The following is a 26,892-nucleotide window of genomic DNA, read 5'->3' on the forward strand; positions in this document are numbered from 1 at the left end:
GGGGGTAGGCTGGCACCCATCGCCGGCCCGGCCGGCCCCCCACCCGCATTCTGGAGCACCCGATGAAGCTGCGTATCCTCACGCTCGGCCTGGCCTCCGCCTTGCTCGCCGCCTGTGGCGGCGGTGGCAACGGTGGCGCGCAGGACAGCAAGGTCCTGAACGTCTACAACTACAGCGACTACATCGCCGAAGACACCATCCCCAACTTCGAGAAGGAGAGCGGGACCAAAGTCACCTACGATGTGTTCGACAGCGACGAGATGGTCGAAACCAAGCTGCTGGCCGGCAACAGCGGCTACGACGTGGTGGTGCCGACGCTGAACTTCTTCGGCCGCCAGATCCAGGCCGGCGTGTTCCTGCCGCTGGACAAGAGCAGGATCCCCAACCTGGCCAACCTGGACCCGTCGGTGATGCAGCGCATCGCCACCCAGGACCCGGACAACAAGTACGGCGTGCCGTACATGATCGGCACCACCGGCATCGGCTACAACGTGGACATGCTGAAGGAGCGCTTCGGCGGCAGCGCCGACATCGCCAACAGCTGGGACCTCATTTTCAAGCCGGAAAACATCGCGAAGATGAAGGACTGCGGCGTGACCATCCTGGACACGCCGGCCGACATGATCCCGATCGCCCTGCATTACCTGGGCCTGGACCCGCACAGCGGCGACCCGGCCGAACTACAGAAGGCCGCCGACCTGCTGAAGTCGATCCGGCCGTACGTGCAGAACTTCCACTCCTCGCAGTACGTTGGCTCGCTGGCCAACGGTGGCACCTGCCTGGTGGTGGGCTGGTCGGGTGACATCATCCAGGCCCGCGACCGCGCCGAGGAGGCCAGCAACGGCGTGCACGTGGCTTATTCGATTCCCAAGGAAGGTGCCCCGCAGTGGTTCGACATGCTGGCCATCCCCAAGGACGCCAAGCACCCGGAAGCCGCCTACGCCTTCATCAACTACCTGCTGGAACCGAAGGTTGCCGCAGCCAACACCAACTTCATCCACTACGCCAACCCGGTGACCGCCGCCACCCCGCTGGTGGACGAAGCGATCCGCACCGACCCGACCATCTACCCCCCGGCCGACGTCGCCGCGAAGATGTTCACCTACTCGATCAACACCCCGGAAACCGACAAGCTCTACACCCGCCTGTGGACCGAAGTGAAGACCGGCAAGTAAGTGAGGGCCGACCAACGGTCGGCCTCCACCAAGCAGAAAAACGGAGGCCAACGGCCTCCGTTTTTTTTGCCTTTGCTTCTGCTCTGCCGTTGACCTCCCGTCCGCCGCCGGGATGCGTGAGGGCAGGGTGCAGAGCCGGGGGCTTGGCCAGGACCGCAGGCGCCAAGGATGGCGCCTACGAGCCCCCATGGGTGAGGGCGCTTTGCTTGCGAAGCACTGCTTCGCAAGCGCCCGAACGCACAGCCGCCAGCGGCTGGGCCGGACCCCGGAGGGGGGGGCACCGCGTGTCCTGGCCAAGCCCCCGGCTCTGCACCCTGCCAACAGGGAACTCATCACTGGCACGCGACAAACGCTTTCACCTCACCTCCTCACTCCTTCCCCTACCGTCCCGTATGGCACTGACCACCGCCACGACGAGACGATGACCGACCAGCCCCAGCGCGAAGACGCTCCCACCGACCAACCTCATTCGGCCAGCGAGGACAAACCCTCGCCCCTGAAGAATCCCAAGGTCCGCTGGACCCTGGCGATCATCGGCATCGTGGTCGCCATCGCACTGATCATCTGGCTGGTCTACCACCTGCGCGTAGGCCGCTACCTGCAGGACACCAACAACGCCTATCTGCAGGCCGACGCCGTCGCCGTCGCCCCACGCATCAACGGCTACGTCACCGACGTCCTGGTGCAGGACAACCAATGGGTGAAGGCCGGGCAACCGCTGCTGCGCATCGACCCGCGCACCTACCGCGCCACCCTGGACCAGGCCGAGGCGGTCATCGCCGTGCGCGAAGCCGACATCGCCGCCGCCACCGCCGGCGTGCAGGGCCAGCAGTCCAGCCTGCTGCAGGCGCGCACGCAACTGGTGGCCGCCAGCGCCTCGCTGCGCTTCGCCCGCGCCGAACTGGCCCGCTTCACACCGCTGGCCGCCAGCGGTGCCGACACCCACGAGCACGTGGAAAGCCTGCGCCACGATCTGGAACGCGCACAGGCGCAGCACGATGCGGCCAAGGCGCAGATTGCCGGCGCGCAGAGCCAGATCGAAGCCAGCCAGGCCCAGCGCGAACAGGCCGAAGCCGGGCTGAAGCAGGCCCAGGCCGATGCCGCCCAGGCCCGGGTGGCCTTCGAAGACACCGAACTGCGCGCGCGCATCGACGGCCGCGTGGGCAACAAGACCGTGCAGGTGGGCCAGTTCGTGGCCGCCGGTACCCGCACCATGACCGTGGTGCCGGTAGCCGCGCTGTACCTCAGCGCCAACTTCAAGGAAACCCAGGTGGGCCTGATGCGTGCCGGGCAACCGGCCGAGATCAAGGTCGATGCGCTGCCGGGCACCACCCTGAAGGGCACGGTGGAAAGCATCTCGCCGGGCACCGGTTCGCAGTTCGCGCTGCTGCCGCCGCAGAACGCCACGGGCAACTTCACCAAGGTCGTGCAGCGCGTGCCGGTGCGCATCCGCGTGGATGCCGGTGCCGAGGCGCGCAAGGTGCTGGTGCCGGGCATGTCGGTGGAGGTGACCGTGGACACCCGCAGCGCGAAGGACGACGCCGAGCGCAGCCGCGACGAGGCCGAGGCACGCGGCGCCCGATGAACGCTGCAACCGCACCCGCCGCACCCGCTGCGGAAGGCAAGGCCGATGCCGCAGCGTGGCTGGCCGTGGCGGCCGGCACCATCGGCTCGTTCATGGCCACGCTGGATATCTCCATCGTCAACGCCGCGCTGCCCACGATCCAGGGTGAAGTCGGTGCCAGTGGCACCGAAGGCACCTGGATCTCCACCGCATTCCTGGTCTCGGAAATCGTGATGATTCCGCTGACCGGCTGGTTCGTGCGCACGCTCGGGCTGCGTACCTTCCTGCTGATCTGCGCCACCCTGTTCACCGCGTTTTCGGTGATGTGCGGGCTGGCCGATTCACTGCCGATGATGATTGCTGGACGCGTAGGGCAGGGCTTTGCCGGTGGCGCCCTGATTCCCACTGCGCTGACCATCGTCGGCACCCGCCTGCCGCCGAAGCAGCAGCCGCTGGGCACCGCGCTGTTCGGCATGACCGTCATCCTCGGCCCGGTGATCGGGCCACTGCTGGGCGGCTGGCTGACCGAGAACGTCAGCTGGCACTACGCGTTCTTCATCAACGTGCCAATCTGCGCCGGTCTGGTTGCGCTGCTGCTGCTCGGCCTGCCGCACGAGAAGTCGGACTGGGGCGGCCTGCTGCGCGCCGACTGGCTGGGCATCCTGGGCATGACCGCCGGCCTGTCCGCGCTGACCGTGGTGCTGGAAGATGGCCAGCGCGAGCGCTGGTTCGAATCCACCCTGATCGTGGTGCTCAGCATCGTCTCGCTGCTCGGCTTTGCCCTGCTGGCAGTCTCGCAGTTCACCAGCAAGGCACCGGTCATCCGCCTGAACATCCTCTTTCAGCGCAGCTTCGGCGCCGTGTTTGTGATGGTGATGGCGGTCGGCATGATCCTGTTCGGGGTGATGTACATGATCCCGCAGTTCCTGGCGATCATCGCCGGCTACAACACCGAACAGGCCGGCTACGTGCTGCTGCTGGCCGGCCTGCCGACCATCCTGCTGATGCCGTTGATGCCGAAGATGCTGGAAACGGTGGATGTGCGCATCATGGTGTTCGGCGGCATGCTGTGCTTTGCAGCGGCCTGTTTCGTCAACCTGGGCCTGAGCCCGGACAGCATCGGCCCGCACTTCGTGGTCGGCCAGCTGCTGCAGGGCTGCGGGCTGGCGCTGGCGATGATGGCGCTGAACCAGGCCGCCATCACTTCGGTGCCGCGCGAGTACACCAGCGATGCCTCTGGCCTGTTCAATGCCGCGCGCAACCTGGGCGGCTCGATCGGCCTGGCGATCATTTCCACCTTCCAGGAGCGCCGTACCACCCTGCACGTGGATGCCATCGGCAGCAGCGTCACCGCCAATTCCACCGTGGCGCAGGACGCGCTGCACGCCTATGGCCAGCAGCTGGGCGATGCCGGCCAGGCCGTGGCCGTGCTGGCGCAGACCGTGCAGATGCAGGCGATGGTGATGGCCTACAACGATCTTTTCTGGATCTTCGGCCTGATCGTGGTGCTCACCTTTCCCCTGGTGTTCCTGCTCAAACCCCTGCCCAAGGGCGTTCCACTGGCCATGCACTGATGACTTCGACTTCCATGCCCGTTCCTTTCCGCCTGCGGCACCTGTGCCCGGCCGTGCTGTCGTTGCTGCTGGCCGGCTGCATGCTGGGGCCCGACTACGTGAAGCCCGAGCTGGCCAGTGATGCCACCGCGCAGGCACAGCTGCACCGCGCGCCACAGGCGGGGGTGCAGCCGGCCACGCCACCCAGCCAGTGGTGGCGTACGTTGCAGGATCCCTTGCTGGACCAGCTGGTGGACGAGGCGCTGCGCAACAGCCCCGACCTGCGTGCCGCGCAGGCCAAGCTGCTGGCCTCGCGCGCGCTGCAGCGCCAGCGCCGTGCCGAACAACTGCCATCGGTCGGCGCCGCCGCCGGCTACGCCAACATCAAGACGCCGGATTCGCTGGAAAACAGCGTGCGCGGGCTGGGCGAGAACATCGCCGGCGTGGCCGAAGCCAACGGCCGTCCGCAGGAAGCGGCGCAGCTGCGCCAGCAGTTTGCCGATCTCGATCTGGACACCGAACTGTACGTGGCGGGTTTCGATGCCAGCTGGGAGCTGGACCTGTTCGGGCGCCGCCGCCGTGCAGCCGAACAGGCCGCCGCTGAGGCCGAGGCCAATGCCGCCGCACTGGCGGACGCGCAGGTGCAGCTGGCCGCCGAGCTGGCCCAGGTCTATCTAAGCTTCCGCAGCAGCCGCGAACGCATTGCACTGGCCGAAGACAACCTGCGTGCGGCCGAGCAGAGCCTGCAACTGACCCGGCAACGCCGCCAGCGCGGCGCCGATTCGGACCTGCAGGTCGAGCGCGCGCAGGCGCAGCTGCAACAGCAGCAGGCCGCGCTGCCGCCGCTGCGCGCGCAGGCCGATGAAGCACGCGATGTACTGGCGCTGATGGTGGGGCGCGAACCCGGCGCGCTGGATGCGCGTCTGGCCGTCGACCAGCCGCTGCCACGCCTGCCCGCCAACGTGCCGGTGGATGATGCGGGTGCGCTGATCCAGCGCCGGCCCGACGTGCGCAAGGCCGAGCGCGAGCTGGCCGCCTCGTCCGCGCAGATCGGCCAGGCCCTGTCCGCCTACTTCCCGCAGGTGACCCTGCTGGGCACCATCGGTGCCGGGGCGACCTCGGCATCGGACCTGGGGCGGGATTCGGCGGCCACCATCGTCGCCCCGTTCCTGCGCTGGTCGCTGTTCGATTTCGGGGTGAACAAGGCACGGGTGGCGCAGGCCCGCGCCGGCAACCAGGCGCGCCTGGCGGCCTACGAAAGCAGCGTGCTGGCGGCCCTGCAGGACGCCAACACCGCGCTGGCCCGTTTCGGCGCCGCGCGCGAGCAGCTTCAGGCCAGCGAACGGGCGCAGGCCTCGGCCGAGCGCTCGTTGGCCCTGATGACCCAGCGGCGCCAGGCCGGGGCGACCTCGCAGATCGACCTGCTGGACGTGCAGCGCCAGCGCCTGCAGGCCCAGGACGGTGCCGCGCAGGCGCGTCTGCAGCTGCTGGTGCGCTACGTGGCGCTGCAGAAAAGCCTGGGCCTGGGCTGGCAGGAAGCGCCGCCGGTGGCTGGTGCCGATTCTCTCATGTAGGCCGTGCCGTGCTCGCCACGCCCTTAGACAGAGGCGCACGCAGTGCATTTCATTGTCGATGGAAACTGCCCGATGATGGAAAGCATAACGGGGTGATCGTCCGGCTGACGAGGTAGCAGTCGCTTTTCCCCCGCTGAGGAATCACTGGAGTAGGGATAAAAAGCCAGAAATGCGGGGGAAATGGCGAGTGGATCAGCGGTCGTTCGTGAATTTCTTACAATTCAAATGTCATGTCACGGATGCTTGTTGCTCACGTAAATCAAGGAGGTAGCGTTGAAACTCATATCCTGGATCGGCTTAGTAATCGTGGTTCTGGCCGTAGCGTCTCCCGCAAATGCGCAGTTGTCTGTGGAGATGAAGCAAGCAGTTGGAACCGCTCGGACTGACCTTGTGGTCCACGTCACTTACATCAATTCCGGCGCAGTGGCGCTCAGCATTCCCGAGCGGGGTCTGCCCAGAGCCCTGCAGGATGGAAGGCTGTGGAATGATGCATTTCTTGTCGTTTCGCAGGATGGAGATGCGGCCGCATATCGCGGAATCATTGCCCACCTTAGTGCCACCGCTCGGGAAAAGATGCTGACGCTGGAGCCTGGGCAGCGGCTTGTTCGACAGGTCAATCTTTCCTTGAACTATGCGCTTCGTCCTGGTCAGACATACAGGATTTCTGCTCCGGTGCTTGGATACCATATTCTTGGCGGTACGGACGCCGCCGGAGCTGCCGCAATCTACAAAGAGGCTTCTACCGCTCCCGTCTCGATGCTGATTGTCGCTCCGCTGCCTCCTGCAGGCCAGAGCGCCGAAACTGCGCCGCTGGAGGCGCTCGGAGCGGCATCCTGCCCGCCAGCCCGATTGAAGGATGTAGCGGCGGGGATTTCCGCTGCGGCGAGTATCGCCCGCACTTCGAAGAGCTATCTGGACTCGCTTTACGGATATGAGGTCGGAGACTCATCCATCATAGTGACGTTCAAAGAGACTCCTCGCTACAGGTCGTGGTTCGGTGAGCATGGTCACCCTAACATCGCAAATCCGATCAATGACAGAATCAGAAAGACAGTCTCGGGAGTCGCTACCCGGTTCGCGTTGCTCAAGCCCCCTTCTTGCGATTGCCCGGAAGAGATGGTTGGAGACACCAATGCCTGGATCACCACTGCCGTTCCCTACGTTGTGAATTACTGCCCGCGCTTTTTCGATCTCCCGGTAGGTCCCAATGTGCCCGCTGGATCAAAGGCGGCGACCATCTACCATGAGGTAACTCATTTTGCCGATCCATACGCGCCTGCAACCACCGACTTGGACGAGCAGTTTCCAAGCCCGGAAGAGGCGCGCTACGTTGCCAGGACAGCACGCGATTTGGCATCCGAGCACGCATATGGATATGAGTATTTCGCTGACAACCACGGCAATGAGGACTGATCGGCGGCCCGCAGCAGCTTTGGTTACGTTGTAACATTTTCGTCGGGTCGGGCAGGGTTGCCGGGCAACGCCTCGACGTCTTGTTGCCACACCCCGTCATACCGCCATCGCCCCCCGGCCGGTAGAATGGCCGCCGCTGTCCACCGCCCGCTCCCGGAGCCCCCATGCCCGTTGAAGCCCAGCCGGAAGCCTCCGCCGTTGATACGGCCAGCGCGCCCGGCTATCTGTCCATTCGTGATCTGCGCAAGGAATTCGATGGCTTCATCGCCGTCGACGACGTCAACCTGGACGTGCGCAAGGGCGAGATCTTCGCCCTGCTCGGCGGATCGGGCAGTGGCAAATCGACCCTGCTGCGCTGCCTGGGCGGCTTCGAAACCCCCACCAAGGGCAGCATCACCCTGGATGGCCAGCGCCTGGACGCGCTGCCGCCGTACCAACGTCCGGTCAACATGATGTTCCAGTCCTACGCGCTGTTCCCGCACATGACGGTGGAACAGAACATCGCCTTCGGCCTGAAGCAGGACGGCCTGGACAAGGCCGCCATCGCCAGGCGCGTGGGCGAGATGCTGGAACTGGTGCAGATGGGCCACCTGGGCAAGCGCAAGCCGCACCAGCTTTCCGGTGGCCAGCAGCAGCGCGTGGCGCTGGCGCGGTCGCTGGCCAAGGGGCCCAAGCTGTTGCTGCTGGACGAACCGATGGGCGCGCTGGACAAGAAGCTGCGCTCGCAGATGCAGCTGGAACTGGTCAGCATCATCGAATCGTCGGGCGTGACCTGCGTGATGGTCACCCACGACCAGGAAGAGGCCATGACCATGGCCACCCGCATCGCGGTGATGGATGCCGGCTGGATCCAGCAGGTCGGCAAGCCCGACGAGGTCTACGAGCAGCCGGCCAACCGTTTCGTGGCCGGCTTCATCGGCTCGGTGAATCTGTTTGACGGGGTGATCGACGAGGATCTGCCCGAGTACGTGACCGTGCGCTCGCCGTTGTTCCCGGCGCCGGTCTACATCGCCCATGGCATCACTTGTTACGAAGGGCAGCCGGTCGCGTTCGCGCTGCGCCCGGAAAAGGTGATGATCGGCAAGGACGAGCCGGAAGGGCACACCAACAAGGCGCAGGGCGTGATCGAGGACATCGCCTACTTCGGCAGTCACTCGGTGTACCACGTGCGTCTGCCAAGTGGTGCCAAGGTGCTGGCCAACTTCGCCAACTCGCAGCGCTGGGCCAGCGATGGCCTGACCTGGGGCGATCAGGTCTGGGTGCACTGGCGCGACAACGACGGCGTGGTGCTGACCTCATGAGCGCGGCAGGCCTGAAGCGCTGGCTGCCGGGCACGCGTGCCACGGTCATCGGCATTCCCTACCTGTGGCTGTTGCTGTTCTTCGCGGTGCCGTTCCTGATCGTGCTGATGATCAGTTTCTCGCACAGCCGGGTCGGCTCGCCGCCGTATACCTGGCTGCTGCAGTACGTCGATGGCGCGTTCTCGCTGAAGCTGAACCTGGAAAACTACCTGGCGCTGTTCCGCGATTCGATCTATGCCCAGGCCTTCCTCAGTTCGATCAAGATCGCGGCAATCTCCACCTTCCTCACCCTGCTGATCGGCTATCCGATGGCCTATGCCATCGCCCGCCTGTCGCCGGCCGCGCGCAACGTGGCGATGATGCTGGTGGTGCTGCCGTCGTGGACCTCGTTCCTGATCCGCGTGTACGCGTGGAAGGCGATCCTGGACCGCAACGGTCTGCTCGACCAGTTCCTGCAGTTCACCGGCCTGCAATCGCTGATGACCAGCATGGGCCTGCCCAGGCTGCAGCTGATCGATACCCCGACCGCGGCCTACATCGGCATCGTCTACTGCTACCTGCCGTTCATGGTGCTGCCGCTGTACGCCAACCTGGTCAAGCATGACCACCGCCTGCTGGAAGCGGCCTACGACCTGGGCGCCAAGCCCTGGCAGGCCTTCCTGCGCATCACCCTGCCGTTGTCGAAGGCGGGCATCATCGCCGGCTGCATGCTGGTGATGATTCCGGCAGTGGGTGAATTCGTGATTCCGGAAATGCTGGGCGGCTCGGAAACGCTGATGGTCGGCCGCCAGCTGTGGAACGAGTTCTTCAACAACCGCAACTGGCCCGGTGCCTCGGCCATGGCCGTGGCGATGATCGTGCTGCTGCTGGTGCCGATCCTGTGGTTCAACCGTTCCCAGCAGCGCCTGCTGGAAGGGAAGCAGGCATGAGCCCGCGTACCGCCAAGGCCCTGGGGCTGGGCGTGCTGCTGCTCGGCTTCGCCTTCCTGTACCTGCCGATCCTGTTGTTGATGTTCTATTCGTTCAACAGCTCGCGGCTGGCAATGGTCTGGGCCGGGTTCTCCACCCGCGCCTACGGCGACCTGTTCGCCGACCGCGCGCTGATGGAGGCGATGTGGACCAGCCTGGTGGTGGCGTTCTGGACCGCCTGTACTGCCACCGTGCTGGGCACGCTGGCGGCGATGGTGATGACCCGCTTCAAGCGCTTCCGTGGCAAGCCGGTGTTCGGTGCGCTGGTGACCGCGCCGCTGGTCATGCCCGATGTCATCCTGGGGTTCTCGCTGATGGCCCTGCTGGCTTCGATGGGCGCCATTCCCGGCTTCCCGACCCGTGGCCTGGCCACCATCTGGATCGCGCACGTCACCTTCACCTTGTGCTTCGTCACCGTGGTGGTGTCCTCGCGCCTGCAGGAAATGGATCTGTCGCTGGAAGAAGCGGCGATGGACCTGGGCGCCAGCCGACTGACCGTGTTCACCCGCATCACCCTGCCGATCATCGCCCCGGCGCTGGTGGCCGGCTGGCTGCTGGCCTTCACCCTGTCGCTGGATGACGTGGTGGTGGCCAGCTTCGTCGCCACGCCCGGTTCGACCACGCTGCCGATGAAGGTCTTTGCCTCGGTGCGCATGGGTATCAGCCCGAAGATCAATGCCCTGGCCACGCTGCTGGTGTCGGCGGTGTCGATTGCTGCGGTGATTGGCTGGTACATCAATGCGCGTGCGGAAAAGCGCCGCCAGCGCGACCTGCAGCTGGCCCGCCAGGACAACGGCTGAGGCCGCAGCCACGCCCGGCTCACGGGCGGCGGCGCACAATGGGGGTCACCCTGATGGAGACCCCCCATGACCGTCGAGATCGTCGATCCGGCCACCGGCCAGGTGACCTACCGCCATGAACTGATGGGCGCTGCCGATATCGAGCAGCGCCTGCAGGGCGCCGCCGATGCCTTCCGCGGCTGGGCCGAGCGCTCGCTGCAGGAACGCGGCGCCATCCTGCGCCAGATTGCCGCGCAGCTGCGCAGCCGTCGCGACGACCTGCAGCAGGCGATGACCCACGAGATGGGCAAGCTCAAGGCCGAGGCCTTTGCCGAGGTGGACAAGTGCGCGGCGGCCTGCGAGTACTACGCGGACCATGCTGCGGATTACCTGAAGCCGCAACTGATCGATACCGAAGCACAGCGCAGTTACGTGCGCTACGAGCCGATCGGCTGCGTGTTCGCGGTGATGCCGTGGAACTTCCCGATCTGGCAGGTGTTCCGTTTCCTGGCGCCGGCGTTCATGGCCGGCAACGTGGCCCTGCTCAAGCACGCCAGCAACGTGCCGCAGTGTGCCGACCTGATCCTGGCGGTGTGCCGTGACGGCGGCCTGCCGGACGGTGTGTTCGACGTGCTGCACATCGACAACGACCAGGCCGCCGAGGTGCTGCGCGATGCACGGGTGAAGGCCGTTACTCTGACCGGCAGCGAGCGGGCAGGGCGCTCCATCGCCTCCAATGCCGGCAGCCAGTTGAAGAAGTCGGTGATGGAACTGGGCGGCAGCGATGCCTTCGTGGTGCTCGATGATGCCGATCTGGACAAGGCGCTGGCGGCGGCGGTGACGTCGCGCTTCGACAACAGCGGCCAGACCTGCATCGCGGCCAAGCGCTTCATCGTGGTGGATGCCGTGGCCGACGAATTCACCCGCCGCTTCGTGGAAGCAGCAGGCGAGCGGCAGTACGGCGATCCCGATGCGCGCGGCACGACGCTGGCGCCGATGGCGCGCGCCGACCTGCGCGATGAGCTGCACAAGCAGGTGCAGGCCAGCGTGGCCAAGGGCGCACGCGTTCTGTTGGGTGGCGAACCGATTGCCGGCACGCATGCCGGCTACCCGGCCACCGTGCTGGACCAGGTGGGCCCGGGCATGCCGGCCTACGACGAGGAACTGTTTGGGCCGGTGGCCGCGGTGATCCGCGTGGCCGACGAGGACGAGGCCTTGCGCGTGGCCAACGACACCCGTTTCGGCCTGGGTGGCAGCGTGTGGACGCGCGATCCGGTGCGCGGCGAATCCTTCGCCCAGCGCATGGAATGCGGCGCCGCCTTCGTCAATGCCATCGTCAAGAGTGATGCGCGGCTGCCCTTCGGCGGCAGCAAGCAGTCCGGTTTTGGCCGCGAACTGGCCGACCACGGCATCCATGAGTTCATGAACATCAAGACCGTCTACGTGGCCTGATCCCCGTTTCTGTAGAGTCGAGCCATGCTCGACTGCTTTGCGAACAGCAGTCGAGCAAACTCGACTCTACGCAACACCTCGTACAGCAGTCGAGCATGGCTCGACTCTACAAAAAACGCCCTACAACCATTTGGCGCGCTTGAACAGCCGGTACAACCCCACGCACACCGCGCCCACGCCGACGATCATCAACGGGTAGGCCCACGGCTGGTTCAGCTCGGGCATGTGGCTGAAGTTCATGCCATACCAGCTGGTGATCAGGGTCGGCGCGGCCAGCAGCGCCGCCCATGCACCCAGCCGCTTCACCGTTTCGCCCTGCGCCAGCGTCACCAGCGACAGGTTCACGCTCAGCGCGGTGCCCAGCATCTCGCGCAGGGTGTCGATCACATCGCTGATGCGCACGGCGTGGTCGTGTACGTCGCGCACATACAGCTTCACCTCGTCGGGAATCAGATCGCCTTGGTAACGGCGCAGCTGGGCCAGCACATCCTGCAGCGGCGCCACGGCCATGCGCATCTTGTTCAGTTCGCGCTTGAGTTCGTACAGCCGCACCACCGTGCTGCGCTTGTAGCTCTCGGCGAAGATGTCCTTCTCCAGCAGTTCCAGCGTGTCGCGGAAGCGATTGGTGATGGGCAGGTAGTTGTCCACCACGAAGTCGGTCACCGCATACAGGCAGTACGAGGGGCCCATCTTCAGCAGCTGCGGCTCGCGCTCCACGCGGGCGCGCACCGGTGCGTAGGACAGCGACGCACCATGGCGCACGGTCACCAGGAAGCGCGGGCCCAGGAAGGCATGGGTTTCGCCGTACTGGATGCGCTCGTCCACCATCTGCGCGGTGGTCACCACCACGAACAGGGAATTGCCGTAGGCCTCGACCTTGGGCCGCTGGTGCGCGTTGCGCGCGTCTTCGATGGCCAGGTCATGCAGGCAGAATTCTTCCTGCAGCTTCAGCAGTACGGCGTCGGCCGGATCGTACAGACCCACCCAGACGAAGCCGTTGCCACTGGCGATCACATCGCTGATCGCATCCAGGCTGATGTCGTGGCGGATGCCCTGGTCATCGTAGTGGACGCAGTTGATGACACAGGCGGGGTTGGCCGTAGCGGCCGGGGAAGCAGGGGCGGGCAATGACATGCCCGCCATCGTGCGTCACTGCGCCGTGTGGGACAAGTGAGGACGACGCCCCAGCACCCAGGCCAGGGCAACGTGCACCGGCAGCAGCAGGACGATCCACTGCACGTTGTACTGCGCCTGCAGGCTCAGCCAGTGCAGTACCAGTGCGGCCACCGACTGCGCGGCCAGCAGCCACAGCACCACGCTGAACACGCGACCCGGCACGCGCCTGCGCAGCAGGGCGATGGCGCCGGGCAGCAGCAGCACCGCCAGCGGCGACAGCAGCAGCAGGTTGCGGTTGGCCCAGGCGGCGTAGTGGATGCTGAAGCCCCACAGGAACACCAGCAGGCCGCCGGCGATCGCACACAGCAGCCACAGCGGCAGGGCCAGGCCGGCCAGCAGGCGCGGTCGCTGGCGCAGGGCCACGATGCCTGCGGCGGCCAGCAGGCCACACAGCAGCCACGGCCACCAGCGCCGCGGCGATTCCTTCGGTTCGGCGGCAATGCGGTGCGGCAGCAGTTCCTGCTCGCTCTGCACCAGCGGGCGGCCATCGCTGTTGCGTACCTGGCGCAGGGCATCGGCCAGGCGCATCGGCACGAAGGCTTCCTGCCAGCGCGACAGCGGCTGGTCGGCAAACGGGCCCAGGCCGATGTCGAAGCCCAGCCACATCCACGGTGCCGGCGAGGCCAGGCGCACCGATTCACTGCGGTAGGTGTTGCCGCGCGAGCGCCCCGACAGCTGCGCATGCAGGCCGCCGCCCAGGGCCTCGTCCAGGGTGTCGCGCACCATGGTGGCGCAGTTGGCGGTGTAGTAATCGTAGTGGTAGCGCGCGTTTTCCGGCTTGGCCCGCTCTGCCAGGCCATCGGCCAATGCCCGCGCCTGGTCCGGGCGCAGGTCCAGCCACTGCACGCTGGCCCCGCGTCCGGTTTCGTCGTAGTAGGACAGGTCCTGCTGCAGCGGCAGCGCCACCAGGTAGTACATCATCTCGCCGCGCACGAAGCGGCTGATGAAATCCTGTTCGGACGGATCGAAATAGCCGAAGTTGTAGGACGTGGCCGCACCGCTTACTGGGTCCAGCACCACGATGGCGTCGTGGCCGAAGCGTTCGAAGAATACCGTGCCGGGCTGCATGGTCACCACGCCGATACGCGGCGGCGCTGCGTCCGCAGCCGCCGCAGGAACCGCTGCGGCCTGCGCGAAGGCCGACCCTGGCAGGGCCAGGGCCAGCGTGCACAGCGCCAGCCATGCCAGCATCAACAGGCCGCGGCGCTTCAAGCGTCGTCCTGCGCGTCCGGCGGCAGCACGGTCACATGGAAGGCCTGCACCCGGCGCGCGTCGGCACGCGCCACGCGGAACATGAAGCGGTCCAGCGCCAGTTCGTCGCCCACTTCCGGCAGGTGGCCCACGGCTTCGGTCACCAGGCCGCCGATGGTGTCGTAGTCCTCATCGGAGAAGGTGGCACCAAAGCGTTCGTTGAAGTCGCCGATCGGGGTCAGCGCGTCCACCACGTACTGGCCATCGGCCTGGATGGCGATCTGCGCCGAGGGGTCTTCGGCTTCATCGTGCTCGTCGTCGATCTCGCCGACGATCTGTTCCAGCACGTCTTCGATGGTGACCAGGCCGGCCACGCCACCGTATTCGTCCACCACCATCGCCATGTGGTTGCGCGACAGGCGGAACTCCTTCAACAGCACGTTGAGTTTCTTGGCCTCGGGAATCAGCACCGCCGGCCGCAGCAGTTCGCGCACGTTGGCCGGGCCGTTGTCGGCCACCACGCCGCGCAGCAGGTCCTTGGCCAGCAGGATGCCAAGGATGTCGTCCTTGTTCTCGCCATGCACCGGGAAGCGCGAATGGCCGGATTCGACCACCTGCTTCATCAGTTCCAGGAAGGGCGCCTCGACCGGCAGCGAGACCATCTGCGAACGCGAAATCATCACGTCGCCCACAGTCAGCTCGGCCACCGAAATGGCGCCTTCCATCATCTTCAGGGTATCGGCGGCGATCAGCCCTTCGTCCTGTGCGGTGTGCAGCACAGCCACCAGCTCGTCGCGGGTGTGGGGTTCGCCGGAGAAGGCGGCCGTCAGGCGTTCCAGCCAGCCGCGCTTCTTTTCATTGGGCTCCTGCGGGGAGCTACTACTGTCGTCTTCAGACATCTCTGGAAAAAGGGCACCCGGAAACCCGGGCGTTGGCCCCAGTCTAGCAGGATGTGGGGGCCTTTCAGTGACCGTTGGCCGCGTCGCCGGGGGCCTCGTCCTCGGCCGGCAGGTCCAGGCTGTAGGTGCAGCCGGCCAGGGTCCGGCCGGGGTGGCTGGCCACCGTGGACACGCTCAGGATGATCGATTCGATCTGCGCCTCGCCGGTCTTCGGGTCGGTGACATCGCGGCTGACCACTTCGCGTCCGGCCATGAACTTGCTGTCCTTGTCATAACCGGTTTCCAGCGCCAGACGGGTGGCCAGCGGGCGCGGGTCGGCCTGGTCCAGCACGGCCATCACGCTGGCCCCGGCCACCGCGATATGGTCGGTCTGCTGCCCGAACACGGTGATCGGGTTGGCCAGGCGGAACTCGGTCATGAACTGGTTGGCCTGCGGCAGCGGCTGCAGGCCGTTGGCCACCGCCTTCAACGGGTCGGCCAGCAGCGGCGCCAGTGCGGCATGGTCGGCCACGCCCTGGCGGCATTCGATCAGCGCGGGCAGGTCCAGCGGTGCCGCCGAGGCGGTGGCGGCGAGGGAGGCAAGCAGCAGGGGCAGGGCAGTACGCAGCAGCACAGGCAGAGGGTCCGCGATGGAGGATGCCCGGCCATGGTAGCGGCCGGACCCCCTTCATGTCCGTAGGGCTCAGCCCTGCGGCGCGCGGCCCAGCAGCGTCTGCGCACGCCGCAGCGAACGCCGCGCCAGCGCGCGCAGTGCCATCAGGGGCAGGGTCAGCATGACGGCGACCATGGCCAGATGGACAAATTGCATCATCTCGCTCAGTGCGATCTGCAGCACACCCGGTTGCAGCACCCAGGCCGGTAAGTCTGCGGGGTCGATCCGCTTGACCGCGGTCACGTAGACCGCGGCAAGCACGAACAGCGCGCACAGCTGGGTGCGCGTGGCGTGGAAGAACGGCAGGCTGCTGCTGGCCCGCCCCAGGCGATGCTGCAGCACCACGCGCCAGCACACCGGCGCGGAAAACGCGCCGATCATGACCAGCACCATCGACGTGGCCCACAGCGTGGGCGTACTGCTGGGCGATCCTGGACCGCCCAGCAGCTGCGGCCCCACATTGCCCAGCACCACCGCAGCCAGCAGGCTGGCCGGGCACAGCAGGGCCAGCGTACGCAGCAGCCAGTGCTGTCCATCCGGGTGGCGGGCGCTGACCCGGCGCAGCACGTTGGCGGCCACCACCAGCAGCAGGGCAAAGATCGCACTTCCGGCCAGGAACGGCCCCATGTCGTCCATCATCATCCTTGTCTCCGGGGAGGTTGCGGCTGCAGGGTAGCGCGACCGGTGGCTCAGCGCTCGCCGGCGTAGGGATCGTCGATGCCCAGCTCGGCCAGGATCTCGCGCTCCAGCTGTTCCATCGCCTCGGCTTCCTTGTCATCCTCGTGGTCCCAGCCCAGCAGGTGCAGCACGCCGTGCACGGTCAGGTGCGCGTAGTGCGCGTTCAGGGCCTTGCCCTGTTCGTCGGCCTCGCGCGCCACCACGGGTGCGCAGATCACCAGGTCACCCAGCAGCGGGAACTTGACCCCCTTGGGCAGGCCTTCGGGCAGCTCGGCGGGGAAGCTGAGCACGTTGGTGGCGTAATCCTTGCCACGGTAATGGCGGTTCAGCGACTGCCCTTCCTTGGCATCGACGACGCGGATGGCCAGGTCGGCTTCGCGGATGCGGCCCTTCAATGCCGCCGCCACCCATTTGCGGAAACTGACGGCGGCCGGCAGGCCGGTGCGGGGCAGCGCATAGCTGATGGCGACATCCAGTCGCACGGGACCTTTGGTCATGGGGTGGCTCCGGGTTGGATCTGGTGCAGGTCGCGGCGGTCGTAGGCACTGACGATGCGGGCCACCAGCGGGTGGCGCACCACGTCGCGCGCTTCGAAGAAGGTGAAGCTGACGCCATCAACGTCACGCAGCACCTCGATGGCATCGCGCAGGCCCGACTTCACGTGCTTGGGCAGGTCGGTCTGGGTCAGGTCGCCGGTCACCACCGCGGTGGAACCAAAGCCCAGGCGGGTCAGGAACATCTTCATCTGTTCGATGGTGGTGTTCTGCGCCTCGTCCAGGATCACGAACGCATCGTTCAGCGTGCGCCCCCGCATGTAGGCCAGCGGAGCGATCTCGATCACGTTCTTTTCCAGCAGCTTCACCACTTTTTCCACGCCCAGCATTTCGTACAGGGCGTCGTACAGCGGGCGCAGGTAGGGATCGACCTTCTGTGACAGGTCACCGGGCAGGAAGCCCAGCTTCTCGCCGGCTTCCACCGCCGGGCGCACCAGGATCAGCCGCTGCACGCGCGATTCGTTCAGCGCTTCCACCGCGCTGGCCACGGCCAGGAAGGTCTTGCCGGTACCGGCCGGGCCGATGCCGAAGTTGATGTCGTGGGTGGTGATCTGGTGCAGGTAGCGGGCCTGGTTGGCGCCGCGGCCACGCACGGTGCCACGCTTGACCTTGATCGCCACCTCCTGCGCTTCGTACGCGCGCTCGGCAATCTGGTCCAGGTTGGCCTTGGCCAGGCGCAGATGGATGGCGTGGTTGTCGAAGGTGGTCTCGGCCGTCTCGGCGTACAGCGCTTCAATCAGCTTCTGCGCTTCGGCGGTGGCTTCGTCGCGGCCGCTGATGCGGAACACGAAGCCGCGGTTGGCGATCTCCACGCCGAGCTTCAGCTCGATCTGGCGCAGGTGCCCATCGAAGGGGCCGGACAGGTTGGCCAGTCGCTCGGTGTCTTCCGGCGACAGGGTGAAATCTCGATGCTCGATGCTTTTCATTGCAGAGGGTGGGGCGGGTTCGCCGTCCACCGCGGTGGGTCAGGGAAGACAAGGGTAGCGCGCAGACGGGCGGGGCGACAGTTCTCCACACCGGGTGTGGATCGGCGCCGCAGAAAGCTGTGGACAAGTGCGTGCGGTGCCCACCCCGCAAGGCTTGTGAAGCGCTGGTGAAAAATGTGCCAGGCAACGACGGGGTCAGATCCCCGGAGGGGCTCTGACCCCATCGATGGGGCCCCGGTGGGTGCCAACCGTTGGTCGGCACACCTCCCTTACTCCGCCACCACCCGCGCACGCAGCGAATTGGTCAGCGCCTCGGTGATCACCACATCCACGAACTGGCCGATCAGGCGCGCCGGCGCCGGGAAGTTCACCGAGCGCATGTTCTCGGTCTTGCCGGTCAACTCGTTCGGGTTCTTGCGCGACGGACCTTCCACCAGCACGGTCTGCACCGTGCCGACCATCTTTTCGGAGATGCTGGCCGCGTGCGCATTGATGCGTTCCTGCAGGCGCGACAGGCGCGCGTGCTTCTCCGCATCGCTGATCGTGTCTTCCAGGTCGGCCGCCGGCGTGCCCGGGCGGCGCGAATAGATGAAAGAAAAGCTGTGGTCGAAGCCGATGTCCTCGATCAGCTTCATGGTCTTCTCGAAATCGGCATCGGTCTCGCCGGGGAAACCGACGATGAAGTCCGAGCTGATCGAAATGTCCGGGCGCACCGCGCGCAGCTTGCGGATCTTCGACTTGAATTCCAGCGCGGTGTAGCCGCGCTTCATCGCCGACAGCACGCGGTCGCTGCCGGCCTGCACCGGCAGGTGCAGGAAGTTGGCCAGCTGCGGCACATCGCGGAACGCATCGACCAGCGAATCGCTGAACTCCAGCGGATGCGAGGTGGTGAAGCGGATGCGGCCGACGCCATCGATCTCGGCGATGGTGCGGATCAGCAGGCCCAGGTCGGCGAACTCACCATCGCCATACGGGCCACGGTAGGCGTTGACGTTCTGACCGAGCAGGTTGATCTCGCGCACGCCCTGCGCGGCAAGCTGGGCTACTTCCACCACCACGTCCTCGAACGGGCGGCTGACCTCGGTGCCGCGGGTGTAGGGCACCACGCAGAACGAGCAGTACTTGGAACAGCCTTCCATGATCGATACGAACGCAGACGCACCTTCGGCGCGCGGCTCGGGCATGCGGTCGAACTTCTCGATCTCGGGGAAGCTGATGTCCACCTGCGGGCGCTGCTGTTCGCGGCGGGCGCGGATCAGTTCGGGCAGGCGGTGCAGGGTCTGCGGGCCGAACACCAGGTCCACGAACGGCGCGCGCTTGATGATCGCTTCGCCTTCCTGCGACGCTACGCAGCCACCCACGCCGATGATGACCTCGCGGCCCTTGTTCTTCAGGCCTTTCCATACGCCCAGCTGGCTGAACACCTTCTCCTGCGCTTTTTCGCGGATGGAGCAGGTGTTGACCAGGATGACGTCGGCGTCTTCCGGGCGGTCGGTCAGTTCCAGGCCATCGCTGGCGGCAAGCACGTCAGCCATCTTGGCCGAGTCGTACTCGTTCATCTGGCAACCGTGGGTCTTGATGTAGAGCTTGCCTTTCACCTGGTCGGGCTTGCGCGGACCAGTGGGCAGGGCAACGAGCGGGGTGCCGCCCGGGGCGGCGGGCGGAAAGACGTCTGGCGTCCCGGTCATGGCGCTTAATCCATTCGGGTGGCGGGAAAGGCGGCAATTCTACCCGTATCCCGCACCGCCCGCCGGTAGCGCCGGGCCATGCCCGGCGGAATTCATCCACGCAAGGCGTGGATCTGCCGGCACGCCTCAAGCCGCCACCAGCTCCGCGTCAATCTGCCGCGAGCGATCAAACGCGGTCAGTTCGGCCATGCGCGCGATGAACGCGGCGGTGGCCGGCGCCGGCTTCACCAGGCCGAACGCAGTGGTCCACTGCAGGGCGTTGCCCCACAGCACGTCGGCGGCGCTCATGGTGTCACCCAGCAGGTACGGCCCCTGCGCCAGCTGGGCCTCGATCACCTGCAGCACGGTATCGGCGTCGTTGTAGGGCGAGAACGCATGCGGCGGCGGGTCGCGGTGCATCGCCCGATCGATCATCGCCGGTTCGAAGCAGGCCCCGTAGAAGGCCATCCAGCGCAGGTAGGGGCACGCAGGGCATCGCCGATCGGCGGCGCCAGGCCGGCTTCGGGGTACAGGTCGGCCAGGTACAGATAGATGGCCATCTGTTCGGTCACCAGCGCGCCGTCATGGACGATGGCCGGCACCTTGCCCATCGGGTTGATGGCCAGGTAGGCCGGGGCCAGGTTGGCGCCGGCCTTCAGGTCCAGCACGTGCAGGCGGTAGTCCGCCCCCAGCGCTTCCAGCAGGGCCACCGCACCGCTCGAGCGCGACCGGGCGGCGTGGTAGAGGGTGATCAGGCGTGAGGACATGGTGGTGCTCCTTGCAGTGAGAGGGGTGAACCGTGGGGCCATGCTGGGGCACAATCGCGGACGACTTCTGTCCTTGATCCTTCATGCGCCACACCGCCCACCGACTGCTGCGTCTGATCGCCCTGCTGCAGGCCCGCCGACACTGGTCGGGTGCCGAGCTGGCCGAGCGCATGGGCGTGGACCGGCGCAGCATCCGCCGCGACATCGAGCGGCTGCGCGAACTGGGCTACCCGGTGCAGGCCTCGGCCGGGGTCGGCGGCGGCTACCGGCTGGGGTCAGGCGCCCCGGTGCTGCCGATGCTGCTGGATGAGGAAGAAGCGACCACCCTGGCCATTGCCCTGCGTGCGGCCTCGGCCACGGTGTCCGGCATTGACGACACCGCGCGCGGCCTGCTGTCCAAGCTCGACCCGCTGGTGCCGACCCGGCGCCGCCAGCAGGCCGGTGAAGTACACGCCGCCACGGCCACGCTGAACGAGCTGCCGGCCACCGATGCGCGGCTGCTGGGGCGGCTGGCCCAGCATTGCCGGCAGGCCTCGCGGCTGGCCTTCGAGTACCGCAGCGCACAGGACGTGGTCACCCAGCGCCAGGTCGAGGCCCAGCACCTGGTGAACTACGGCCGGCGCTGGTACCTGCTGGCCTGGGACCTCGGCAGGCAGGACTGGCGCACCCTGCGCGTGGACCGGATGGGGGCGGTGCAGGCGCTGGCCGAACCCGGCCTGCATCGGCGCACACCCGCGCCGCCGGACGTGATGGTGCGCCAGGCCGTCAGCCAGGCGCCGTTTGCCCTGCAGGCCACCTTGCGCCTGGCCGGCAGCCAGGCCGAGCTGGAAAGTCGCATTCCGCCCTGGTGCGGGGTGCTGGAGGCAGATGGGCCGCAGCACTGCCTGCTGCGCATGGGGGCCGAGAGCCGCGGCATGATGCTGGCGCAGATCCTCAGCCTGGACCGCCTGCCGCTGGCGCTGTGGACCACCCCGGAAACGCTGCGGCAGGAACTGGCCGAGCGGTTGGGCGGGTTGAGCCAGCTGCTGGCTGTGCCGGCGGTCACGGACTGAGCCGTGGCGCTTGGCAAGGCCCGGCGAAGCTGGGACACTCGCGCCCATGAAGGGGAGACTGGGGACAACGGCGATAATCATCGCTGCGCTGACCGCTGCGCCGGCCAGCGCCGGCACCCTGTACAAGTGCGAAGGCGCTGACGGGGTCACCAGCTATGTCAGCAAGCGGGTGGCCGGTGCGCGCTGCACCACCATCAGCTACACCCGCCAGCCCAGTCGTCCAACACGCCCGGTGGCGCCAGCACCCACGCCCACACCTGCCGCCGCCCCGGTGGCCGTGGCCAGCGCCGAGCGCAATCCGGTCGCCGTGGCCGCCAGTGCCGCCAGCCCGGCAGTCGCCTCCACCACGGCACCTGCGGCCACCCCGCGCGCGGGCCGCACGGTCAGTGGCCAGGTCTATTCGTACATGAAGGACGGGGTTCGCCATTACACCAGTGCGCGGCCGGCGCAGGTGGCCAACCTGGGGCCGGTGCGGACCATCCGCTACAGCTTCATCGAACGCTGCTATGCCTGCGGGGTCAATCCGCGCGTCGATTTCGGCAGCGTGCGGCTCAACACCACCTCGTTCCAGACCGAGATCGCGTCGGCCGCGCGCGAGTTCGGCGTGGAAGAAGCCATCGTGCGCGCGATCATCCATGCCGAATCGGCCTACAACCCCACCGCGCTCAGCCGCGCCGGCGCGCAGGGGCTGATGCAGCTGATGCCGCCCACCGCGGCACGCTTCGGTGTCGCCGATTCCTACGATGCCAGCCAGAACATCCGCGGCGGCGTGCAGTACCTGGCGTGGCTGCTGAAGCGCTTCAACGGCGACCTGACCCTGGCCGCCGCTGGCTACAACGCCGGCGAGGGCGCGGTCGACCGCCATGGCGGCGTGCCCCCGTACAGTGAAACCCAGTACTACGTGCGCCGGGTCGGCCAGCTGGCCGACCGCTACCGCACCGCATTGACAAAGCAGTAGGTGCCGACCGCTGGTCGGCACGCCTTGGGCAGGCGCCGACTGGTAGGTGCCGACTGGTAGGTGCCGACTGTTAGTCGGCACACGTTCAAAATTTTGTTGCACCGCGTTGTGTGGCGCGCGACGGTTCCGCTACACTCGACCACGATTCAATGCGGCTCTGGCCCCCACCGGATCCGCTGGCAGCCTTAAAGCTACCTAATCAATATCGGAGTGCCGGATGGCCAACGATGGGGTATACGATCCAGTCAACACCGGACGTCGGCGTTTTCTTACTGCCACCACTGCCGTGGTGGGTGCCGTCGGCGTAGGCTTCACCGCTGTTCCTTTCATCAAGTCCTGGAACCCCAGTGCCCGTGCCAAGCTTGCCGGCGCACCGGTGGTGGCCGACATCAGCGCGCTGCAGGAAGGCCAACGCCTGATCGTGGAGTGGCGCGGCCAGCCGATCTGGATCGTCAAGCGCTCCAAGGCCATCCTGGATGCGCTGCATGGGCTCGATGGCCGCCTGAAGGATCCCGAATCGGGCGAGAAGGACCAGCAGCCCGAGTACGTGCTGAAGCAGAACCCCGAGCTGCGGTCGATCAAACCGGAAATCTCGGTGCTGGTCGGGCTGTGCACGCACCTGGGCTGTTCGCCGGAAATGGTCGCCGAGATCCGCCCTGAACCCTACGATCCGCAGTGGAAGGGCGGCTATTTCTGCCCCTGCCACAAGTCGCGCTTCGACATGTCCGGCCGCGTGTTCAAGGACGTGCCGGCGCCGATCAACCTGCTGGTGCCACCGCACCACTACCAGGACGACAACACCGTCATCATCGGTGTCGATCCGCAGGGGGCTGCCTGATGAGCAACATCCTCAGCCGTACCGCCAGTGGCGTGGCCGACTGGGTCAACGCGCGCGCGCCCGGCCTGATGCCGGTCTACCGCAAGCATGTCAGCGAATACTACGCGCCGAAGAACTTCAACATCTGGTACTACTTCGGCTCGCTGGCGCTGCTGATCCTGGTCAACCAGATCGTCACCGGCATCTTCCTGACCATGCACTACAAGACGAACGCCGCCGAAGCGTTCGCCTCCATCGAATACATCATGCGTGATGTCGAATGGGGCTGGCTGATCCGCTACATGCATTCCACCGGGGCCTCGCTGTTCTTCATCGTGGTCTACCTGCACATGTTCCGCGGCCTGCTGTACGGCAGTTACCAGAAGCCGCGCGAACTGGTGTGGATCCTGGGCATGCTGATCTACCTGGTGCTGATGGCCGAAGCCTTCATGGGCTACGTGCTGCCCTGGGGCCAGATGTCGTTCTGGGGTGCCAAGGTCATCATCTCGCTGTTCGGTGCCATCCCAGTCATTGGCAACGGCCTGACCGAATGGATCATGGGCGATTACCTGCCCAGCGATGCCACGCTGAACCGCTTCTTCGCCCTGCACGTGATCGCCCTGCCGCTGGTGCTGCTGCTGCTGGTGGTGCTGCACCTGGGCGCGCTGCACGAAGTGGGGTCGAACAACCCCGACGGCGTGGAGATCAAGAAGGGGCCCAAGGGCAACCGCTGGTCGCCGAGCGCGCCGGCCGATGGCATTCCGTTCCACCCGTACTACACGCTGAAGGATGGCGTCGGCGTAGGGTTCCTGCTGGTCATCGCCGCCTTCATCATCTTCTTCGCCCCGGCCTTCGGTGGGCTGTTCCTGGAACACGACAACTTCACCGAAGCCAACCGGTTGGTCACGCCCGAACACATCAAGCCGGTCTGGTACTACACCCCGTACTACGCCATGTTGCGCGTGGTGCCCAACAAGCTGGGCGGCGTGCTGGTGATGTTCTCGGCCATCGCGATCCTGTTCCTGGTGCCGTGGCTGGACCGCGCACGGGTCAAGTCCTACCGCTACCGCGGCCTGCTGTCGAAGGTGCTGCTGGGGGTGTTTGCCGTGTGCTTCGTGTGGCTGGGGGTGATCGGCTCCGGCCCCGGCACCGACGCGCATGAAACCTACGTCGGGCGGGTGCTGACCTTCCTGTACTTCGCGTTCTTCATCACCATGCCGCTATGGACAAGGCTGGACAAGACCAAGCCGGTACCGGAAAGGGTGACCACGCATGACTGAGCGCTGGATGGTCCGGTTGGCCCTGATGGCCGCCCTGGTGCTGGGCAGCAGCCTGGCCCACGCCGCCGAAGGTGGCGCCAAGCTGCTGCAGGCCGGCAATGATCTGGGTGACCGCGCGTCGCTGCAGCGCGGCGCGCAGTTGTACATGAACTACTGTTCCGGTTGCCACGCGCTGAAGTACCTGCGCTATTCGCGCATGGGCCAGGACCTGGGCCTGAGTGAGGAGGAGGTGATGAACAACCTCAACTTCACCGGTTCGGCCATCGGCGATCCGGTGCCGGTGTCCATGCCCAAGGAACAGGCCGAGAAATGGTTCGGCAAGATGCCGCCCGATCTCAGCCTGATCGCCCGCGTGCGTGGCAGCGACTGGATCTACACCTACCTGAAGTCCTTCTACCTGGACAGCAGCCGTCCGCTGGGCTGGAACAACACCCTGTTCCCCAATGCCTCCATGCCCAACCCGCTCTGGGAAATGCAGGGGCTGCAGCACGCGGTGCATGGCAAGGCCGAAGCGCCGGGCATGGACCCGCCGGTCACCGGCCTGCGCATCGACAGCCCCGGCAGCGTGGATGCCGGGCAGTACGATCAGGCCGTGCGCGACATCACCAACTTCCTGGAATACGCCGGCGAACCGGCCGCACTGAAGCGCCAGCAGCTGGGCGTGTGGGTGATCCTGTTCCTGGCCCTGCTGACCTTCCTGCTGTATCTGTTGAAGAAGGAATACTGGAAGGACGTGCATTGAGCCGGGCGGGGCATTGCGTCAGGCCTATTGGCTTTTGTGATGCCCGGTTGCACACTCGGGCAGGAGTCGACCACCGGCAAGGGGCTGGTGGCGCCGGTACGGCAGGCGGTCTCCTGTCGTGGGAGAGCCTTTGATGGCGGCGAGCGTACGCATGCGCAATACACTGACGCTGTTTTCCTCGAACGACGATGTCCTGTGCCATCGGGTGCGCCTGGTCCTGGCGGCTAAGGGCGTGACCTATGATTTCGTGCCGGTCGATCCGCAGAACCCGCCGGAAGACCTGATCGATCTGAATCCCTACCACTCGGTGCCCACTCTGGTGGAGCGTGAGCTGGTGCTGTACGCCGCCTCGGTGGTCAGTGAATACCTGGATGAGCGCTACCCGCATCCGCCGCTGATGCCGGTCGATCCGCTGTCGCGTGCCCGCATCCGCCTGGCCATGCTGCGCATTGAGCACGACTGGGTGCCGCAGGTGCAGGCCATCCAGCTGGGCAACAAGACCCAGGCCGAAGCCGGCCGCAAAAGGCTGAAGGAACTGCTGACCGCATCGCTGCCGCTGTTCAAGGCCAGCAAGTTCTTCCTGAACCCCGAAATGAGCCTGGCCGACTGCGCGATGGCGCCCATCATCTGGCGCCTGCAGTCGCTGGACGTTCCGCTGCCCAAGGATGGCAAGGCCATCGAAGACTATGGCAACCGCATCTTCCGCCACCCCGGGTTCGTGCGCAGCCTGACCGATCAGGAAAAGAAGCTGCGCGACCTTCCGGTGTAGGCGATTGCCGAAGTTCCCGTCTGCACGCCCACCGGCGTGCCGTGATGCGCCCCGACAGGGGCGTCGTGCGCGTACACTTCACGCATGACCGACGACTTCTTCCACATGACCAGCCACCGCCCGTACCTGCTGCGGGCCCTGGTGGAATGGATCAACGACAACCAGCTGACCCCGCACATCCTGGTCGACGCCGGCGTGCCCGGCGTGCAGGTGCCGCCTTCGGCCGTGAAGGACGGGCGCGTGGTGCTCAACATCGCCGAACGTGCGGTGGTGCGGCTGATGATCGACAACGAGATGGTGAGCTTCTCGGCGCGCTTCTCCGGCACCAGCTACCCGGTGCAGGTGCCGATCGGCGCGGTACTGGCCGTGTACGCGCGCGAAACCGGGCAGGGCATGGCACTGCCGGACGATATTCCCGGTGCCGAAGCAACCGCCAGTGACGAGCCGCTGCACGAGGACGACACCCCGCCAGACGACACGCCGCCGTCCAATCCGCCGCCGAAGGGCCGGCCGACCCTGCGCGTGGTCAAGTAAATGCAGGTGCCGACCGTGGGTCGGCACAACGGCCCTGGTAGGTGCCGACCGTTGGTCAGCACAGCCCGGCGCAATGCCTAGATATCTTCGGCCTCATCCACATCCGCGCGGATCCTGCTGATCCGCGCCGCGCCCGGCCCGGTGAACGAAACGAGCTGGCCGCCGCGCAGCACCATGCGCCCGACATGGCGATCGATGCCATCGTAGGAATACTCGAACTTGAAGGTGCGCTCGAACCCGAGCCGGCCATCCTCGCCGCGCGACAGGCGCAGCCCGGTGGCGTGCACCGCCTGGTCCAGCCACTGCACGTCGGCAGCACGGCAGGCATTGCGGCCCAGTTCCACCGCGCGCTCGGCGGCCGAACGTGCGGCATTCCAGAAGAAGTAGACGATACCGCCAACGATCAGCAACAACAGCAGGGTGGGCATGGCATGGAATGTCTGGAGTCGAT

The 26,892-nt window shown here is 66.4% G+C and carries 24 protein-coding genes and 2 pseudogenes; 16 read left to right on the forward strand and 10 right to left on the reverse strand.

Annotated features, from left to right (window positions below):
• Positions 1–62 precede the first annotated feature (62 nt).
• The 9 genes and pseudogenes from C1922_RS07160 to C1922_RS07200 all read left to right on the forward strand — a co-directional run bounded on the left by C1922_RS07160 (position 63) and on the right by C1922_RS07200 (position 11,779).
• Positions 63–1,175, forward strand: a complete 1,113-nt coding sequence (locus C1922_RS07160) for a polyamine ABC transporter substrate-binding protein (RefSeq protein WP_108749136.1) — start codon at positions 63–65, stop codon at positions 1,173–1,175.
• Between the two features lie 484 nt (positions 1,176–1,659).
• Positions 1,660–2,760, forward strand: a pseudogene (locus C1922_RS07165) (HlyD family secretion protein); the annotation flags it as partial.
• A complete protein-coding gene (locus C1922_RS07170; protein WP_108749138.1) occupies positions 2,757–4,313 on the forward strand; it encodes a DHA2 family efflux MFS transporter permease subunit in 1,557 nt (518 codons plus the stop codon). The pseudogene C1922_RS07165 and the gene C1922_RS07170, both read left to right, overlap by 4 nt.
• A gap of 14 nt (positions 4,314–4,327) precedes the next feature.
• Positions 4,328–5,866, forward strand: coding sequence for an efflux transporter outer membrane subunit (locus tag C1922_RS07175; protein WP_108749139.1), 1,539 nt, complete (start codon positions 4,328–4,330; stop codon positions 5,864–5,866).
• A 273-nt stretch (positions 5,867–6,139) separates the two neighbouring features.
• A complete protein-coding gene (locus C1922_RS07180; protein ID WP_108749140.1) occupies positions 6,140–7,279 on the forward strand; it encodes a M35 family metallo-endopeptidase in 1,140 nt (379 codons plus the stop codon).
• A gap of 164 nt (positions 7,280–7,443) precedes the next feature.
• Positions 7,444–8,580 carry a polyamine ABC transporter ATP-binding protein gene (potA, locus tag C1922_RS07185; RefSeq protein WP_108749141.1) on the forward strand — a complete coding sequence of 379 codons (1,137 nt, stop codon included), beginning with the start codon at positions 7,444–7,446 and terminating at the stop codon, positions 8,578–8,580.
• A complete protein-coding gene (locus tag C1922_RS07190; protein ID WP_108749142.1) occupies positions 8,577–9,509 on the forward strand; it encodes an ABC transporter permease subunit in 933 nt (310 codons plus the stop codon). Before potA ends, C1922_RS07190 begins: the two co-directional genes overlap by 4 nt.
• Positions 9,506–10,348, forward strand: a complete 843-nt coding sequence (locus tag C1922_RS07195) for an ABC transporter permease subunit (protein WP_108749143.1) — start codon at positions 9,506–9,508, stop codon at positions 10,346–10,348. Before C1922_RS07190 ends, C1922_RS07195 begins: the two co-directional genes overlap by 4 nt.
• 66 nt (positions 10,349–10,414) lie before the next feature.
• On the forward strand, positions 10,415–11,779 hold the full coding sequence (locus C1922_RS07200; protein WP_108749144.1) for an NAD-dependent succinate-semialdehyde dehydrogenase: 1,365 nt from the start codon (positions 10,415–10,417) through the stop codon (positions 11,777–11,779).
• 120 nt (positions 11,780–11,899) lie between these two features.
• Here C1922_RS07200 and C1922_RS07205 read toward each other — a convergent pair whose 3' ends face one another.
• From C1922_RS07205 to C1922_RS07245, 9 genes and pseudogenes are all read right to left on the reverse strand, one after another.
• The gene (locus C1922_RS07205; RefSeq protein WP_108749145.1) at positions 11,900–12,922 is read right to left on the reverse strand and encodes a magnesium and cobalt transport protein CorA; all 1,023 of its coding nucleotides are present in this window, start codon (positions 12,920–12,922) and stop codon (positions 11,900–11,902) included.
• Positions 12,923–12,928: 6 nt separating this feature from the next.
• Positions 12,929–14,167, reverse strand: coding sequence for a DUF4105 domain-containing protein (locus tag C1922_RS07210; protein ID WP_108749146.1), 1,239 nt, complete (start codon positions 14,165–14,167; stop codon positions 12,929–12,931).
• Positions 14,164–15,045 (reverse strand): transporter associated domain-containing protein, encoded by an 882-nt coding sequence (locus tag C1922_RS07215; protein WP_108749147.1) that lies wholly within the window; start codon positions 15,043–15,045, stop codon positions 14,164–14,166. Before C1922_RS07215 ends, C1922_RS07210 begins: the two co-directional genes overlap by 4 nt.
• 64 nt (positions 15,046–15,109) lie before the next feature.
• Positions 15,110–15,655: a hypothetical protein gene (locus C1922_RS07220; RefSeq protein WP_108751514.1), complete on the reverse strand. Its 546-nt coding sequence runs from the start codon at positions 15,653–15,655 to the stop codon at positions 15,110–15,112.
• 72 nt (positions 15,656–15,727) lie between these two features.
• Positions 15,728–16,339: a hypothetical protein gene (locus C1922_RS07225; protein WP_108749148.1), complete on the reverse strand. Its 612-nt coding sequence runs from the start codon at positions 16,337–16,339 to the stop codon at positions 15,728–15,730.
• Between the two features lie 47 nt (positions 16,340–16,386).
• Positions 16,387–16,872: an rRNA maturation RNase YbeY gene (ybeY, locus tag C1922_RS07230; RefSeq protein WP_108749149.1), complete on the reverse strand. Its 486-nt coding sequence runs from the start codon at positions 16,870–16,872 to the stop codon at positions 16,387–16,389.
• Positions 16,869–17,855: a PhoH family protein gene (locus C1922_RS07235; RefSeq protein ID WP_108749150.1), complete on the reverse strand. Its 987-nt coding sequence runs from the start codon at positions 17,853–17,855 to the stop codon at positions 16,869–16,871. Before C1922_RS07235 ends, ybeY begins: the two co-directional genes overlap by 4 nt.
• A gap of 269 nt (positions 17,856–18,124) precedes the next feature.
• Positions 18,125–19,543 (reverse strand): tRNA (N6-isopentenyl adenosine(37)-C2)-methylthiotransferase MiaB, encoded by a 1,419-nt coding sequence (miaB, locus tag C1922_RS07240; RefSeq protein ID WP_108749151.1) that lies wholly within the window; start codon positions 19,541–19,543, stop codon positions 18,125–18,127.
• Between the two features lie 126 nt (positions 19,544–19,669).
• Positions 19,670–20,289: pseudogene (locus C1922_RS07245) on the reverse strand (glutathione S-transferase family protein).
• 83 nt (positions 20,290–20,372) lie between these two features.
• Here C1922_RS07245 and C1922_RS07250 point away from each other — a divergent pair.
• The 7 genes from C1922_RS07250 (at position 20,373) to C1922_RS07280 (ending at position 26,441) form a co-directional block, all read left to right on the forward strand.
• Entirely contained in the window at positions 20,373–21,341 is a 969-nt protein-coding gene (locus C1922_RS07250) for a WYL domain-containing protein (RefSeq protein ID WP_108749152.1), read from the forward strand.
• 46 nt (positions 21,342–21,387) lie between these two features.
• Positions 21,388–22,299, forward strand: a complete 912-nt coding sequence (locus tag C1922_RS07255; protein WP_108749153.1) for a lytic transglycosylase domain-containing protein — start codon at positions 21,388–21,390, stop codon at positions 22,297–22,299.
• Between the two features lie 217 nt (positions 22,300–22,516).
• Positions 22,517–23,137 (forward strand): ubiquinol-cytochrome c reductase iron-sulfur subunit, encoded by a 621-nt coding sequence (gene petA, locus C1922_RS07260; protein ID WP_108749154.1) that lies wholly within the window; start codon positions 22,517–22,519, stop codon positions 23,135–23,137.
• On the forward strand, positions 23,137–24,396 hold the full coding sequence (locus C1922_RS07265) for a cytochrome bc complex cytochrome b subunit (RefSeq protein ID WP_108749155.1): 1,260 nt from the start codon (positions 23,137–23,139) through the stop codon (positions 24,394–24,396). Before petA ends, C1922_RS07265 begins: the two co-directional genes overlap by 1 nt.
• The gene (locus C1922_RS07270; RefSeq protein ID WP_108749156.1) at positions 24,389–25,138 is read left to right on the forward strand and encodes a cytochrome c1; all 750 of its coding nucleotides are present in this window, start codon (positions 24,389–24,391) and stop codon (positions 25,136–25,138) included. The genes C1922_RS07265 and C1922_RS07270 overlap by 8 nt, the downstream gene beginning before the upstream one ends.
• Positions 25,139–25,271: 133 nt before the next feature.
• The gene (locus C1922_RS07275) at positions 25,272–25,907 is read left to right on the forward strand and encodes a glutathione S-transferase N-terminal domain-containing protein (RefSeq protein WP_075674863.1); all 636 of its coding nucleotides are present in this window, start codon (positions 25,272–25,274) and stop codon (positions 25,905–25,907) included.
• Between the two features lie 84 nt (positions 25,908–25,991).
• Positions 25,992–26,441, forward strand: a complete 450-nt coding sequence (locus tag C1922_RS07280; RefSeq protein ID WP_108749157.1) for a ClpXP protease specificity-enhancing factor — start codon at positions 25,992–25,994, stop codon at positions 26,439–26,441.
• Positions 26,442–26,518: 77 nt separating this feature from the next.
• On the opposite strand, the gene C1922_RS07285 is transcribed toward C1922_RS07280, so the two are convergent.
• A complete protein-coding gene (locus C1922_RS07285) occupies positions 26,519–26,869 on the reverse strand; it encodes a DUF3301 domain-containing protein (protein ID WP_108749158.1) in 351 nt (116 codons plus the stop codon).
• Between the last annotated feature and the right edge of the window lie 23 nt (positions 26,870–26,892).

The organism is Stenotrophomonas sp. ZAC14D2_NAIMI4_7 (assembly GCF_003086675.1).
Lineage (GTDB): Bacteria > Pseudomonadota > Gammaproteobacteria > Xanthomonadales > Xanthomonadaceae > Stenotrophomonas.